This window comes from Pseudoglutamicibacter albus, from assembly GCF_031458175.1.
GTDB classification, from domain to species: Bacteria; Actinomycetota; Actinomycetes; order Actinomycetales; family Micrococcaceae; genus Pseudoglutamicibacter; species Pseudoglutamicibacter albus.
The window spans coordinates 1,407,177-1,421,593 of the sequence record NZ_JAVDXX010000001.1; the positions used below are offsets into that span (position 1 = coordinate 1,407,177).

Annotated in this window: 15 protein-coding genes; 8 read left to right on the forward strand and 7 right to left on the reverse strand. The window is 60.3% G+C overall.

Features of this window, described 5'->3' with window-relative positions:
• The first annotated feature begins 37 nt into the window (after positions 1–37).
• The gene (locus tag J2S67_RS06080) at positions 38–1,636 is read left to right on the forward strand and encodes an aminopeptidase P family protein (protein ID WP_377648879.1); all 1,599 of its coding nucleotides are present in this window, start codon (positions 38–40) and stop codon (positions 1,634–1,636) included.
• A 109-nt stretch (positions 1,637–1,745) separates the two neighbouring features.
• On the opposite strand, the gene J2S67_RS06085 is transcribed toward J2S67_RS06080, so the two are convergent.
• Positions 1,746–2,726 carry a general stress protein gene (locus tag J2S67_RS06085; RefSeq protein WP_310247251.1) on the reverse strand — a complete coding sequence of 327 codons (981 nt, stop codon included), beginning with the start codon at positions 2,724–2,726 and terminating at the stop codon, positions 1,746–1,748.
• 54 nt (positions 2,727–2,780) lie between these two features.
• Between J2S67_RS06085 and J2S67_RS06090 the strand changes: the two genes are divergently transcribed.
• Entirely contained in the window at positions 2,781–3,935 is a 1,155-nt protein-coding gene (locus J2S67_RS06090; protein WP_310247253.1) for an Mrp/NBP35 family ATP-binding protein, read from the forward strand.
• Positions 3,936–4,031: 96 nt separating this feature from the next.
• Here J2S67_RS06090 and J2S67_RS06095 read toward each other — a convergent pair whose 3' ends face one another.
• Entirely contained in the window at positions 4,032–4,430 is a 399-nt protein-coding gene (locus tag J2S67_RS06095) for a twin-arginine translocase TatA/TatE family subunit (RefSeq protein WP_070508083.1), read from the reverse strand.
• Between the two features lie 59 nt (positions 4,431–4,489).
• Entirely contained in the window at positions 4,490–5,182 is a 693-nt protein-coding gene (locus tag J2S67_RS06100) for a hypothetical protein (protein WP_141739897.1), read from the reverse strand.
• A gap of 236 nt (positions 5,183–5,418) precedes the next feature.
• Here J2S67_RS06100 and J2S67_RS06105 point away from each other — a divergent pair, with 236 nt between their 5' ends.
• The gene (locus J2S67_RS06105) at positions 5,419–6,054 is read left to right on the forward strand and encodes an O-methyltransferase (RefSeq protein WP_035755433.1); all 636 of its coding nucleotides are present in this window, start codon (positions 5,419–5,421) and stop codon (positions 6,052–6,054) included.
• A gap of 203 nt (positions 6,055–6,257) precedes the next feature.
• On the opposite strand, the gene J2S67_RS06110 is transcribed toward J2S67_RS06105, so the two are convergent.
• From J2S67_RS06110 to J2S67_RS06120, 3 genes are all read right to left on the reverse strand, one after another.
• A complete protein-coding gene (locus tag J2S67_RS06110; RefSeq protein ID WP_070491469.1) occupies positions 6,258–6,425 on the reverse strand; it encodes a DUF3117 domain-containing protein in 168 nt (55 codons plus the stop codon).
• A gap of 155 nt (positions 6,426–6,580) precedes the next feature.
• Positions 6,581–6,922, reverse strand: a complete 342-nt coding sequence (locus tag J2S67_RS06115; RefSeq protein ID WP_310247259.1) for a DivIVA domain-containing protein — start codon at positions 6,920–6,922, stop codon at positions 6,581–6,583.
• Positions 6,923–7,029: 107 nt separating this feature from the next.
• A complete protein-coding gene (locus J2S67_RS06120; protein WP_310247262.1) occupies positions 7,030–7,731 on the reverse strand; it encodes an LOG family protein in 702 nt (233 codons plus the stop codon).
• 229 nt (positions 7,732–7,960) lie between these two features.
• On the opposite strand from J2S67_RS06120, the gene J2S67_RS06125 reads away from it, so the two are divergent.
• The 5 genes from J2S67_RS06125 (at position 7,961) to J2S67_RS06145 (ending at position 12,939) form a co-directional block, all read left to right on the forward strand.
• The gene (locus J2S67_RS06125; RefSeq protein WP_035755444.1) at positions 7,961–8,722 is read left to right on the forward strand and encodes an amino acid ABC transporter ATP-binding protein; all 762 of its coding nucleotides are present in this window, start codon (positions 7,961–7,963) and stop codon (positions 8,720–8,722) included.
• Positions 8,723–8,755: 33 nt separating this feature from the next.
• A complete protein-coding gene (locus J2S67_RS06130; RefSeq protein ID WP_141742494.1) occupies positions 8,756–9,661 on the forward strand; it encodes a glutamate ABC transporter substrate-binding protein in 906 nt (301 codons plus the stop codon).
• A gap of 187 nt (positions 9,662–9,848) precedes the next feature.
• Complete coding sequence (locus J2S67_RS06135; protein ID WP_070491473.1) at positions 9,849–10,532, forward strand: amino acid ABC transporter permease; 684 nt, start codon at positions 9,849–9,851, stop codon at positions 10,530–10,532.
• Positions 10,533–10,534: 2 nt separating this feature from the next.
• Positions 10,535–11,389, forward strand: a complete 855-nt coding sequence (locus tag J2S67_RS06140) for an amino acid ABC transporter permease (protein WP_052048345.1) — start codon at positions 10,535–10,537, stop codon at positions 11,387–11,389.
• Between the two features lie 56 nt (positions 11,390–11,445).
• Positions 11,446–12,939, forward strand: a complete 1,494-nt coding sequence (locus J2S67_RS06145; protein WP_310247269.1) for an MFS transporter — start codon at positions 11,446–11,448, stop codon at positions 12,937–12,939.
• 104 nt (positions 12,940–13,043) lie between these two features.
• Here the strand turns inward: J2S67_RS06145 and J2S67_RS06150 are convergent, their stop codons facing one another.
• Positions 13,044–14,321 (reverse strand): citrate synthase, encoded by a 1,278-nt coding sequence (locus J2S67_RS06150; protein WP_310247272.1) that lies wholly within the window; start codon positions 14,319–14,321, stop codon positions 13,044–13,046.
• Positions 14,322–14,417 lie beyond the last annotated feature (96 nt).

The window sequence follows — 14,417 nt, forward strand, 5'->3', positions numbered from 1 at the left end:
GGATGAAACTGTCAGTGGCGAGTGACACGATAGAGGTGTGAGTAACGAGATCTCTGATTCGCAGTCCCCTGCCCAGCCACCCGCCGCAGCTGCTGGCGGTGCGGGCTCTGAGAAGCCTATTTCTGAGCAGCCTATTGAGGAAAGGGTTAACAACCGTTCCATGCGACCTAATTCTGAAGCTTTCCGTGAGTTCATGGCATCGAGCTGGGCAGAGTCGGATCACAGTGTGACCCGCTCGGCCTCAGCCGATTACGCCGCGAAACGTCGCGCCGCTTTGTCCGCGATGTTCCCGGGCGAGCGTCTGGTTTTGCCAGCCGGCCCGCTCAAGGTGCGTTCGAATGACACCGATTACCGCTTCCGTCCACATTCCGGTTTCGCTCATATGACCGGTCTGGGCACAGACCAAGAACCGGACGCTGTCTTGGTCATGGAGCCTGTTGAAGAAGGCGCCGGCGATGACGGCTCCCAGCACGTTTCCACACTGTATTTCCGCCCGATGGCTGGCCGGGACTCCAAAGAGTTCTATTCCAACGCACGCACCGGCGAGTTCTGGATCGGTGCCCGCCACACGCTCGAAACGATGGCGACCCAGACCGGTTTGCCGACCGAGCACATGGACCTGAAACTTGAGGATGCGATCACCGAGAACGCTGGACACCCAGCCTTCGGAGGTTTGAGTGTGCGTGTGGTCCGTGACGTGGACCCCACCGTGGATGCGCTCGTGGACACCTCCCGCATCAACACTGGCATCACCGACCTTGAAGCTGAGGATAAGAAGGACGCCAAGCTCACCGAGGCGCTCTCTGAGCTGCGTTTGATCAAGGACGAGTGGGAAGTCGAGCAGATGCGTGAGGCTGTTGCCGCGACGGCTTCCGGTTTCGAAAACATCATCGCCAACCTTGCCCGCGCCGTGGATCATAAGCGTGGCGAACGCGTTGTGGAGACCTCGTTCTTTGCTCGGGCTCGCGAGGAAGGTAATGACCTCGGCTATGACACGATCGCGGCCTCAGGCAACAACGCGACCACACTGCATTGGATCCGCAACGACGGCCAGGTGAACTCTGGTGAGCTTCTGCTGGTTGATGCGGGTGTTGAGGTCGATTCGCTCTACACCGCCGATGTGACCCGCACTGTTCCGGTGGATGGCACGTTCACCCCGGTCCAACGCAAGATCTATGAGGCGGTCCTGGATGCCGCTGATCAGGCGTTCGCGATCGTCAAGCCCGGCATCACGTTCCGGATGATCCACGATAAAGCCGCCGCTGTCCTGGCTGAACACCTCGATGCGTGGGGCCTGTTGCCGGTGAGCGCTGAGGAAGCGATCAAGCCGAGCGGCCAGCAGCATCGCCGTTGGATGCCGCACGGTGTGAGCCACCACCTCGGCCTCGACGTCCACGACTGCGCGCAGGCCCGCCAGGAGCTGTACCAGGACGGCATCGTGGTCGAAGGGATGGTCTTCACGATCGAGCCGGGCCTCTACTTCAAGGCTGAAGACCTCGCTGTACCTGAGGAATACCGCGGCATCGGCGTACGCATCGAGGACGACATCCTCGTCACCGCCGACGGCGCAGAATCCCTCACCAAAGACATCCCACGTACCGTGGACGAGGTCGAAGCCTGGCTCAAACGCAACTAGGCCGACGTAGCTGGGCCAACGTAGCTAGGCCCCGCCGTCCATGTCGCTCTGTGAAGTTGATCTGTGAAGTCGCCCCTTGAAGTCGCTCCGTGAAGATGGCGCGGCAGAGCTACTTCTGTTGCTCTTCCTCAGGCTTCTCTGAGGCTTCGGAATCCGTCGACGCTGACTCATTCGAGTCAGCGTCGACTGGTTTCTGCGCGGCGAGGTCTTCGCGGCGGACCCCGAACCGTGGACGCCCGTCTTCGAGGTCGGCGTAGAACGGATCGCTCGGAGCCGTCGATGCCGCAGACTGTTCAGCGCCTTGCTCACGGTTAGCGGCACTCCCCTGCTGGCCTGAAGCACCGAGACCCTGGCCATCCGTATTCTGGCCAAAAGAGCCCTGACCCGCAGAGCCTTGCCACGATGGACCCTGGCCCGCTCCGTAGCCTCCCGCGGCGCCCTGACCATTGGTTCCCTGACCATTGGTTCCCGGGCCATTGCTTCCCTGGCCGTAACCGCCTTGCCCGGCCCCGTTCTGTCCAAAGCCGCCCTGACCATAGCCACTCCGCCCAAAGCCACCCTGGCTGTAGTTCGGGCCGTCGTTGATCGGGAGGGACGCCGGGCGGTCTTGAAGCTTCCGCAGCAGTGCCTGGGCTTGCCCTGCAACTTGTGGATTCACGATCACGTCCCAGCTCGCCGGGAGCACCTGCCGGGTGGATGCGAAGTCGCGTTTGCCGCGGCGTAGAGCGTACTGGATGATGCCGAAGAGCATCCACATCACCGCACCGATCAGCACGGCCGCGAACATCAGCGTCGCCACGTTGGCGCCCTGAGGCGAGAACAGCATCATGATCAGCCCAAAGAACAGGCCCATCATCGCGCCCTGCATCGCGCCTTGCAACGCGACTTTCGGGTAGGTCAGCTTGCCGGAGACCCGTTCAACAAGTTTGAGGTCGTTACCGATGATGGAGACGTTGTTGACCGGGAAGTCGTTATCCGCGAGGAAGTCAACCACCTTCTGGGCGTCCTGGTAGTCGCTGAAACGTCCCAAGACCGGCCCGCGCGGGATACTCATGAACATGTTGCCGAAGCTCTGCGGTGTAGCTGTCATGATCACCAATTTACCGCTCCTTGTGTGTGCGTGGCCTTAGTTATCCTGGGAAGTATGCCAACAGCTGACTTTTCTGACCGAGGCAACCATTCTGACCGGGGCCATCTTTCTGACCGGGTTCGGGAAGCGCTCGCGTCAGTGCAGGATCCCGAGTTGCGCCGCCCGCTGGTTGATCTGGGAATGTTGCGTGACGTCACGGTCACCGATGACGGCCGGGTGAGCGTTACGGTCAAGCTCACGGTTGCTGGCTGCCCTATGAAGGCGCGGATCACCGATGACGTCGAGGCAGCTACGCGCGGTGTTGCTGGGGTGTCCGATGTTGATGTGGTCTTGGATGTCATGTCGCCTCAAGAGCGCGCCGAGTTGGTGGGCTCGCTCAAACGCACGGGCTCACCGTTGACGAGGCCGGATACGTTGACCCGCATTATCGCTGTGGCTTCGGGTAAGGGTGGTGTTGGTAAGTCCGCGGTCACGGTGAACCTTGCAGCCGCGTTGGCGGCTGAAGGCTATAAGGTCGGCGTGATCGACGCGGATGTTTTGGGTTTCTCGGTCCCCGGTTTGATGGGGGTCACGGACAAGCCGACCCGGGTTGATGACCTCATTTTGCCGCCGGTGGCTCACGGTGTAAAGGTCATGTCGATCGGCATGTTCTTAGACAGCAACCGGCCTGTCATGTGGCGTGGCCCGATGCTGCACCGGGCTTTGGAGCAGTTCGTGAACGAGGTGCATTTTGGTGACCTCGATTTCTTGCTCCTGGATTTGCCTCCTGGCACCGGCGATGTCGCGATTTCTGTGGGCCAGTTGTTGCCGCATGCCGGTGTTCTGGTGGTGACTACGCCTCAAGCCGCGGCCGCTGAGGTCGCGGAGCGTGCCGGGGCGATGGCGCATGAGGTGGGCCAGAAGGTGCTTGGCGTGGTGGAGAACATGTCCTTCATGCGGATGCCGGACGGCAGTGTCTCCCGCATCTTCGGCTCCGGTGGTGGTGAGATTGTGGCTGAGCATCTGAGCGAGCAGGTGGGCTACCCGGTTGCTGTACGCGCGCAGGTCCCGCTCGAGGAGCGTTTGCGGATCGGGTCCGATGAGGGTGTCCCGGTGGTCTTGAGCCCTGAGGCTTCTGAAGCGGCCGATGCGCTCCGGGCGCTGGCGCAGGAGCTCGCCTCGGCCCCGCGCGGGCTTGCCGGTAGATCGCTCGGCGTCACACCTCGGTAGCCACGCCCCGATAGCCAGGCCAGTGTAGCTACACCGGGGTAGCCACGGCGCCGCACCGCTAGCCACGCCACGGCGTGAGACCGCTAGCAGGACAGCCTAGGTTGCTTCGTCATCGAACGGTGCCGGCTGGTCCGCCGGCAGCCGATCCTGGCCTGCAACGTTCGGTAGGGCTTGAGGCTTCCATTGTGCCGAGGCTGGTTCTGTGTTGGTGCTCGTCGTTGCGTTAGCGGGAGCGTCGTCTTCGAAGAGGGCGTCGCGGATGATTTTGCGTGGATCGTATTGCCGCGGGTCGAGTTTGCGCCAGTCAACGTCCTTGACTTCATCGCCCATTTCCTCTTGGAAACGTTCCTTGGCGGTGCTCGCGTAATTGCGGACGCCCTTGATGAAGTCAGCGAGTTTTCGGGTGTACTCGGGCAGCTTGTCTGGCCCGAGGATCACAACGGCAAGAATCCCCAGAACCAGGAACTCTGCACCATTAATTCCAAAAAACTCCACGCCCGAAGCTTACCTGTTCACGCGATGCTTACGAATCTGACACGTATTCTAAGCGACCCTTACCGCGGCTCCATGAGCCTAGCGAATCCACGGGTGAGCCGCTCCAGCCCGCCAGCTCTGGAGGCTTCGAGGTCTCGGATCTTGTCCGTGGCTTGCGTGCGCACTTGGTGCACGAGGATCTTCTCGTGGATCGAAGGCAGGTCAGCCGCGATGACGAAACGGGCACTGTCGGTGCTCAGTTCGGCTTGCCACAGCGGCCCTCGGCCATCACGCAACCTGTGGATCGCTTGGTTGCTTGCGTCTGCGTCTTCTGATTGTGTACGGCTTTGGATTGCCGAGCCGTGGGCGTCGCGGGATTCAACGATCACCACAGTACCCGCGGGTGAGGAGTAGGTCTGCTGCAACTCGTATGTGTTGCCGATGTGGCGGCCCGATGCACTCTCCCACGTGAAACCGATAGTGCGCAGGTCGGTGCACAGCCAGCCGGCGTGACGTAAGTTCGTCACCTGTTCGGCGCCTAGAGCCTCGCCACGCGACGTGAAATGCGCCGCTGACGACGTCACCGGTTGCGGCTCCCGGACTCCCCCAGCAGCCCACGCCGCGACCAAGATTCCCAGCAACGCTGAGAACGTTACAAGCGCCCCCATGAGCGGAACCCAACGCCTAGCCGATCCAAGACCCCTCACCGTGTCCGTGTGCGCATCTCGGGAAGTGGCGTTGAAGGCGGCTTCGTGGCTAGATTCGCTCGTCACCTCTGTGCCACCTCCGCTCTAAATTGGATCCGGATCCTCCCTCATTTTGCCTTGTTCACCTGAGCGAAACCTGATAAAGAACTCAAGAGGAACTGCCCCCTCTTGGGTGTTGTTGCACGCCACTCCCCTTTGAGGTTGAGGCCCCGCTGACCGCTTGGACATAAGATGTCTTAGACGCCCTTGCAGTTCCGCGCCTGTTTCCTTCACTGCCCCGTTTCAATCCTCGGAGGGATTCCGTGTCAGTTTCTAAGCACAGCAGCTGGTCTTATACCGAGGCTCTTCCCCTCGAGGACGCTGCGCTGACCGCCGCGCGGGCCCGGGGCTTGGAACTCGGCGTGGAGTCAGTGACCCCGGCCGTGGCTCAACTGATCACAGTACTCTCCGCGAGCGCTGCAGTGGAGGCCGCGGTTGAGGTCGGAACGGGCGTGGGGATCAGTTCGCTCGCGATTCTGCGTGGAATGGCTCCTAGCGGAGTGCTCACCACGATCGATAAGGATTACGACCACCTCGAAGCCGCCCGCTACGCCTTCAAGGAAGAGAACATCCCCAGCCGCCGCGTGCGCACCATTAATGGCCGCAGCCAGGAGGTCCTCCCTCGGCTCGCGGATTCCTCGTATCAGCTGGTACTGCTCGATGGTGACCCTAACCGGGTCGCGAAAGAAGCTGTGGAGGCGCTACGGCTGCTTGAACCGGGTGGGCTTTTGATCATCAACGATGCGCTGGATTCAGACCGCGTGTTGGCACCTGCCGTACGCAAGCCTTCAACGATCGCGGCCCGTAAGGCTCAACGGTGGCTACGCGATCACGAGGACGTGTTCTCTGTGACCATTCCGTCTGGTTCCGGGGTCCTGCTAGCCGTCAAGCAACGTTAGCACCGCGTTAACTGCTAAGGCCGCGTTGGCCACTAACCTTGCGTTGGCTGCTAGCACCGCGTTGCCCGTTCGCCTCCGCACCCGCTGGATCTGACGGCTAGCCTACCCGCATGTCACCTAGCGGAGGCTGAATGTTTAAGCACTGGATGCGCCCACCGGTGTGGTGGACGCATCCAGCATTGCAAACCTAGTGACGTGAAGGCTTAGCCTGTTACTCCAACGAGCGCATCACGCATCGCCACGGCCTCATCGTCGTTGATCTCAAGGACCAAGCGGCCGCCGCCTTCGATCGGAACCCGCATAATCAAGCTCCGACCCTCTTTGACAACTTCCAACGGGCCGTCACCCGTACGCGGTTTCATCGCAGCCATTTTCGTGCGCTCCTCAGGTTCCATTGGGGTATCGCTCACCCCGTCGAAGTACGAGCCCCTAAAGGGTTACCTTGATTATCCCAGATAACCTGTGTCACAACCAATTGAAGGATAATCAGACCACACCCTAGATGCCTCTTGGTAACTTTTAGCCTCTAGTGCGCTGAGCTGCTTCGGCCAGATTTAGAAGCCTGGGAACGCAGGCGAGCGTTCTCAACCTCGAGCTCATCGATCCGTGCCGCGAGCTCATCGAGCACCCTATCGGTCACATCACAGCGGTATCCACGGAAGCCGATCGGCAAACGCAAAGCCTCAACGTCTGCACCCTGCGGGCTCTCAGGCAACACAACAGGCGGGAGCACCGGGTCAGGCTCAGGCAGGCCAAACATCGGAGGCGTGTCATCCAACGGTTCGGTTTTCTGGGACGGCCGCGGATACACGGCTATAGCGATCGCCGCCGCAGCCGCCACCGCAATGAACACCACAAAGAGCGGCATCAGATCAACCTCACAGAACGCAGCGTGCGCTGCCTCGACTTACACTCAAAAAATTTGCCTGCCGCGCCCGCTCGCGTCGGGCCCGCTATCTCTAGGATATGCGGTTGCTACGATGCGGCGTTCCCGTTACTGCCGCCCGCATCGTCATGCGGCTTCCCGGCTGGGCCGCGGGCGTGTGCAGTCACGAACTCAACGGCTTCTGCAACATCGTCGGTGATCAGCGGGCGCTGAATGTCTGATTCACTGATGGTTCCTCGTCCCAGAAGCACCTGTTGCATCCATTCAAGTAGCGGGCTCCAGAAATCCTTACCAACCAACGCGATCGGGTAGCCGCTAATCTTCTGGGTCTGGCACAAGGTCATGATCTCAAAGAGCTCATCAAGCGTTCCTACCCCACCAGGCATCACGATGCAGCCGTCCGTGTACTTCACGAACGTGACCTTGCGGCTAAAGAAATAATGGAAAGGAACCGGGGTGTCCACCCACTCGTTGAAGCCCGTCTCAAAGGGCAGGTTGATACCCAGCCCCACCGAACGCCCACCGGCTTCCGCTGCTCCACGGTTAGCGCCCTCCATGGTTCCCGGGCCGCCACCGGTCACCACCGCGAAACCTGCCTCGACCAGCTGCCGTCCGACCTCGCGGGCGGCCGCATACTCCGGGGTGCCTTCGCCGAGCCGAGCTGAACCGAACACGGCGATCGCCCCGCCCAGCTCATTCAGCGAATCATAGGCGGTCACAAATTCGGACTGCATCCGCAGAACTCGCCACGCTTCGCGGCCGCGATCGATCGGCGAAGAACGCTTGAGCATATCTCGGTCAAAGTGGTCGGCTTGCCTGCGGCCGGGCAACGGAACATCGCGATGGGAATGAGACCCACGATGAGATTGAGACCCACGGTGTGGCTGTTGATGCGGCGAACGGTCAGAGCAGTCCATGTCTCAACACTATCCAGTACGCACGCAACTGGCACGCTGACACAAAAAATTCAACTTCCATCTGAGTTGATATAGGTCACACAAAAACTGCTATTTTATTTTCATGACATCAACAGTTGAGACGGACACCACACCCGTTGTCTCCCTCAAAGGGGTCAATAAGCACTATGGCCCACTGCACGTTCTGCGTGACATCAACCTCGACGTTCACCGTGGCGAAGTGGTTGTTGTTCTTGGCCCCTCGGGTTCCGGTAAGTCCACCATGTGCCGGACTATCAACCGCCTCGAAACCATCGACAACGGTGAGATCCTCATCAACGGCAAGAAGCTGCCAGAGGAAGGCAAGGCACTCGCCAAGCTACGTGCGGACGTCGGAATGGTCTTCCAGTCCTTCAACCTCTTCGCCAACAAAACCATTCAGGACAACGTGACCCTTGGTCCCATCAAGGTTCGTGGCGTCAAGCCGGCAGAGGCTAAGAAGCAGGCCCTCGAACTACTCAACCGAGTGGGCGTGGGCAACCAGGCCAACAAGATGCCCTCCCAGCTCTCAGGTGGCCAGCAGCAGCGCGTCGCTATCGCACGCGCACTCGCTATGAAACCTGAGGTCATGCTCTTCGACGAACCAACCTCTGCTCTCGATCCGGAGATGATCACCGAAGTCCTCGACATCATGGTTCAGCTCGCTAAATCCGGTATGACCATGATCGTGGTGACGCACGAGATGGGGTTTGCCCGCAAAGCCGCTGACCGCATCGTGTTCATGGCAGATGGCGAGATCGTTGAAGAAGCAACACCGGAAGAGTTCTTTACCAACCCGCAAACCGACCGGGCTAAAGACTTCCTCTCTAAGCTCATCACCCATTAACCACCCCACCCTGGGGCCCAGAAAGGAACCATTATGGCTCTCATGTTCAAACGCCGTAGCACCAAGCGTGCCAGCGCCGTTTTCGCAACCCTGGCTGCAGCATCGCTGGCCCTCACCGCGTGCGGTGGCGGCGACAGCCAGGCTGAGCACGTGGACGTCGACGCTAAGAAGGACGTCAAGATCGAAGGCTCCAAGACCTTCGACAAGATCTCCAAGGACGGCAAGGTCGTCATCGGTGTGAAGGAAGACCAGCCAGGTCTTGGCTACCTCGATGCGGCAACCGGCGAGCGCTCCGGCTTCGACATCGAAATCGCGCGCTGGATGGCAGCTGAACTCGGCGTTGAGGCCGACAAGATCGAATACAAGGTGGTTGACTCCGCAAACCGCGAGCAGGCGCTCTCCAACGGCGACGTTGACCTCTACGTCGGCACCTACTCGATCACCGATAAGCGTAAGCAGCAGGTCGGCTTCGTTGGCCCGTACTTCGAGACCGGCCAGGGTCTCTTGGTGAAGAAGGACGATGACAGCATCAAGTCTGAGAAGGATTTGAAGGGTAAGAAGGTCTGCTCGGCAACCGGCTCGACCCCGCTGCAGAACATCGAAGAGAACTTCAAGGACACCAAGGCCGTGGGTATGGACAAGTACTCCGCATGTGTCTCTGCCCTCATGGACGGCAACGTTGACGCTGTCACGACCGACCAGGCGATCCTTTTGGGTTACGCATCCAACGATCCTGACAACCTCAAGGTTGTTGGCGAACCTTTCACTGAGGAGCTCTACGGCGTCGGTATCCCTAAGGGTGACACCGCGCTGTGCACGGCCCTCTCCGATGCGATGACCTCCGAGGACGGCAAGAAGCACTGGACCGAGGTCTATGACGCAACGCTTGGCAAGTCCGGCACCAAGGTTGAACAGCCGACCCCAGCCAAGTGCGACTAACACTGTGCGACTAACTCCCTGCGGCTAGTCGTGCGTGACTCATAAGGAAGGCGGCTCGGGCGCTGAAAACTCGAGCCGCCTTTCCTATGGACACCGCTACGCCGTGGGCTCACACGGACTCTCCCCCACCTTGCAGACCTTTCCCACCTTGCAGACCCCTCCTACCTTGCAGACAAGGAGCGCTTAGATGGATGCGCTAGCCGAGTTCTGGCGAGTACTCACCGAAAATAGCGACATATATATACGCGGCTTCCAGATGACCCTCTGGCTTTTTGTGGTCTCGGGCGCCGGTTCCCTCATCCTCGGCACCATTGTTGGTGCGATGCGGGTCTCCCCTGTGCCTGTGATGCGGGCGGTGGGTGCGTTCTATGTCAACGCGGTCCGTAACACGCCGTTGACGTTGATCCTCATGTTTTTCGCGCTTGGTTACCCCAAGCTCGCATCCAGCGATAGCTCGATTCTGCCTAAGTTGGATTTCGTTCAGCTCGCGATCGTCGGCTTGACGCTCTACACCGCAACCTATGTTGCTGAAGCGTTGCGTTCCGGCATCAACACTGTGCCGTTGGGGCAAGCGGAAGCCGCCCGCGCCGTCGGGCTCACGTTCGGCCAATCCATGACCCAAATCATTTTGCCGCAAGCGTTCCGGGCAACCGTTCCACCGATGTTCTCGGTGTTCATCGCATTGCTGAAGAACACGACGGTTGCAGCGGCTTTCGGTGTGGTCGAGGCCGGTACGATCCGCCAGTACCTCTCCGAACGCTCCGAACCGCAGCTGCAGGGCCTCATCTGGGTTGCCATCATCTTCGTGGCGCTCGTGATGATTCTCTCCGTAGTGCAGCGGTACTTCGAACGTAAGTGGAAGGTGGCATAACCATGGCGGCTTCAGTTCTCTACGATCAGCCTGGCCCGCGCGCCAAAGTCCGCAACCGCATCCTGGCGGTGGCCACCATCGTTGTGGTTGCAGGGATCGTGTGGTTCATCATCAGCCAGTTCGCGGCGGCTGGACAGTTCGCGCCCCAAAAGTGGGCGTTCTTGCAGTCGCCACGCATCATGCAGGGCTTTATCCAAGGCGCTGTGAATACGCTGACCGCGTTCGGGCTCGCGGCGGTGCTTTCGCTCGCGCTCGGGTTCATCCTCGCGGTCGGGCGGCTCTCAGATCACGCATGGGTGCGCGCAATCTTCTCATTCCTCGTTGAGACGTTCCGCGCCATCCCGCTGCTGATCCTCATGATGTTGCTGTACTACGGCCTACCAACGTTGGACATCAAGATGACGCCGTTCACCGCCGTCGTGATCGCGTTGACCGCCTACAACGGCTCGGTTCTGGCTGAGGCGATCCGCGCGGGCGTTGTTTCGCTACCGAAGGGTCAGGCGGAAGCCGCGTACGCGATCGGTATGCGTAAATATCAGGTCATGACGCTCATCTTGCTACCGCAGGCCGTGAAGTCGATGCTGCCGGTCATCATCTCCCAGCTCGTGGTGGCGCTCAAGGACACGGCACTTGGTTTCGTGATCACATACCAGGAGCTGCTGTATCAGGTGAAGCTTGTGGGCAACCAGATCTCGTTCGGCTACCCGTTGATCCCTGCAGCGATGGTCGGCGCCGTGATGTACATCGGTTTGTGCCTCATCCTCTCCGGTGTTGCCCGCTACGCCGAATACCGCATCAACAAGCAGCCAGGCACCAAGAAGGCTCGCGCGAAGATGGAGAACGTTCAAGTCACATAGCTGAATGCAGACGTTATGCCTGCGCTCTTATGTGAGCTGTGTGACATACTTTGTCCGTGACTAGTGACAATCAGGGATTCTCTACCGTTCAGCGCCACTTGCTTGTGGTGACGTTATTCCCCATGTTCATGACGCTTCTGAGCGTATCGATTGTCAACGTCATTCTCCCTTCCATCAAGCACACCTTCGAAGCTGATGATTCCCAGCTTCAATGGGTCGTCTCCGGTTACGCGCTAGCTTTCGGTGTGTTGCTGGTTGCGGCTGGCCGGACCGGCGATGTGTATGGCCGCGGCCGCCTATTCGTGGCGGGCCTGGCCGTGTTCGGGCTGGGTTCGCTCTTGGCGGGGCTAGCTCCGAACACTACGGTGCTCAACATTGCCCGCGCACTGACCGGACTGGGCTCCGGTGCACTGGGTCCGCAGATCATCGGGCTGATCCAACAGTTCTTTAGCGGAAGCAAACGCGGGCGCGCGTTCGGCCTCTTCGGCGCAGTCGTGGGTGTCTCCGTGGCGATCGGCCCGGTACTGGGCGGTGTGCTGATTGCTGTGTTTGGCGCGGAATGGGGTTGGCGCGCCTCGATCCTCATCAACGTCCCGATCGCGGCGTTCGCGATCCTGATGTCCAAGAAATGGTTCCCGGCAGGCGCTTGGGAACCTGTTCCCGCAGCTGATCAACCGGCAGGCATCCAGCGTGAGGGCGTGGAGGTTTCAGGTGACCGCGCGAAAGCTGACATCGACCCGGTGGGTATCACCCTGTTCGGTTTGTCGGTATTGCTGGTCATGTTGCCGTTTATGGAGGCCCGCGCCTCCGCGTGGTTCTGGGCCGCGCTGCCTGTAGGGCTCGTGTTGCTTGTGGGATGGGTTTTCTGGGAACGCGCCTATGAACGCCGCGGCCGCTCCCCCATGGTGGACCTCAACCTCTTCAAAACGCGTTCTTTCGCCAACGGCACCGCGCTAATCTCCGTACATTTCACCGGCATGCCGGCCATCTGGTTGTTGGTTGCGGTCTATATGCAGAACGGCCACGGCGAATCCGCGCTCGCGGCCGGCTCAATCGGCTTGCCAGCTGCGATCATCTCCGCGGTGACGTCCGCGATCGCTGGCCGGCACATCGTGCGTTTAGGCCGCATCCTGGTGCTGACCGCGCAGTTCGTGGTGCTCGCAGGCCTGCTCGGGAGCATCCTGGTGATCTGGATGATCGAAACCTGGGACATTTCAGTGTGGTGGCTCATGCTGCCGCTCGCGTTCACCGGCGGCGCCCAAGGTGCCGTGATCAGCCCGAACCAGACCCTCACACTGGCCGATGTGCCAGTCCAGTACGCGGGTTCCGCCGGCGGGGTCATGCAGACCGGCCAGCGCGTCGGCACCGCGATCGGGCTCGCGCTGGTCACGGGTATCGTTTTCGCGAGTGTGGCGGCAACCGGCAACTGGGACCACGCCACAATGATCGGTTTCGCAACCGTGTTCGTGATCGGTTCACTGGCTACCGCGCTCAGCATGTTGGATCTCTACCAGTCCCGGAAAGAACGCCGGAACCGCTACGGGGCATGACTAGCTCTCCACAAAACGAGAGAGGCGCCACCACGAAAATCGTGGTGGCGCCCTCTCGTTTATACGGTCTGGAGCGTTAGGCTCGCGCTCACATCAGGGGCCGACTACGCGTTCGGGTAGTCGCGCTGTGTGTAGCCGGTGTAGAGCTGACGCGGACGGCCAATCTTACGTTCTGGGTCCTGCATCATTTCACGCCACTGAGCAATCCAGCCCGGCAAGCGGCCGATCGCGAACAGGACGGTGAACATCTTCTCTGGGAAGCCCATCGCCTTGTAGATCAGGCCCGTGTAGAAGTCCACGTTCGGGTAGAGCTTACGCTCGATGAAGTAATCATCGTTGAGCGCCTTCTCTTCCAGGTTCATCGCGATGTCGAGCAGCTCGTTGGAGCCGTGCTTCTTGAGGATGCGGTGTGCGGTCTCCTTGACGATCTTCGCGCGAGGATCATACGACTTGTAGACGCGGTGACCGAAGCCCATGAGGCGGATGCCGGCTTCCTTGTTCTTGACCTTCTCCATGAACTCGGACGGTTCGAGGCCTTCGGTCTGGATCTGCTTGAGCATGTGCAGAACCGCCTCGTTCGCGCCACCGTGGGCCGGGCCGAACAGAGCGTTGATGCCAGCGGATACGGAAGCGAACAGGTTCGCGTCAGCGGAACCAACCATGCGGACCGTGGAGGTCGAGCAGTTCTGTTCGTGGTCAGCGTGCAGAATCAGCAACTGGTCGAGTGCACGCACCGTCTCCGGGTCCAGCTCGTATGGCTCAGCTGGGTTAGCGAAGCACAAGCGGATGAAGTTCTCCACAAGGCTCAGCGAGTTATCCGGGTAGAGCAACGCTCGGCCGGTCGACTTCTTCAAAGCGTATGCGGCGATGACCGGAACCTTTGCCATGAGGCGGATCGTGGACAGCTCGATCTGTTCCTCATCGAAGGGGTCCAGAGAATCCTGGTACCACGTAGACAGCGCCGAAACAGCCGAGGACAGCAGCGGCATCGGGTGGGCGTCGCGCGGGAAGCCGTCGAAGAAGCTACGCATCTCCTCGTGCAGGAGGGTGCGGCGGCGAATGCTCTGATCCCATTCTTTATACTGCTCGGCGTTCGGGAGTTCGCCCTTGATCAACAGGTAGGAGGTCTCCAGGAAGTTCGACTTCTCAGCGAGCTGCTCGATCGGGTAGCCGCGGTAACGCAGGATCCCCTGCTCACCGTCGATAAAGGTGATGGCCGACTTCGTCGACGCCGTGTTCATGTACCCCGGGTCATACGTGACTGCGCCGGTTTCTTTACGCAGCGGAGCGATTGCCAGGCCTTCGTTGCCTTCTGCCGCTTCCACAACGCCGAGGTCAAGCTGCTTCCCGGCATAGCTCAACTGTGCATTCGCATCAGTCATGTGGAGTGCCTCCTGAGTGAGATAGTTGACGTGCCGCGTGTAGCGCCGGTCACTTCCGGGCACACGGGTGGCTCCCTTATACCGTATCCTGTCCGC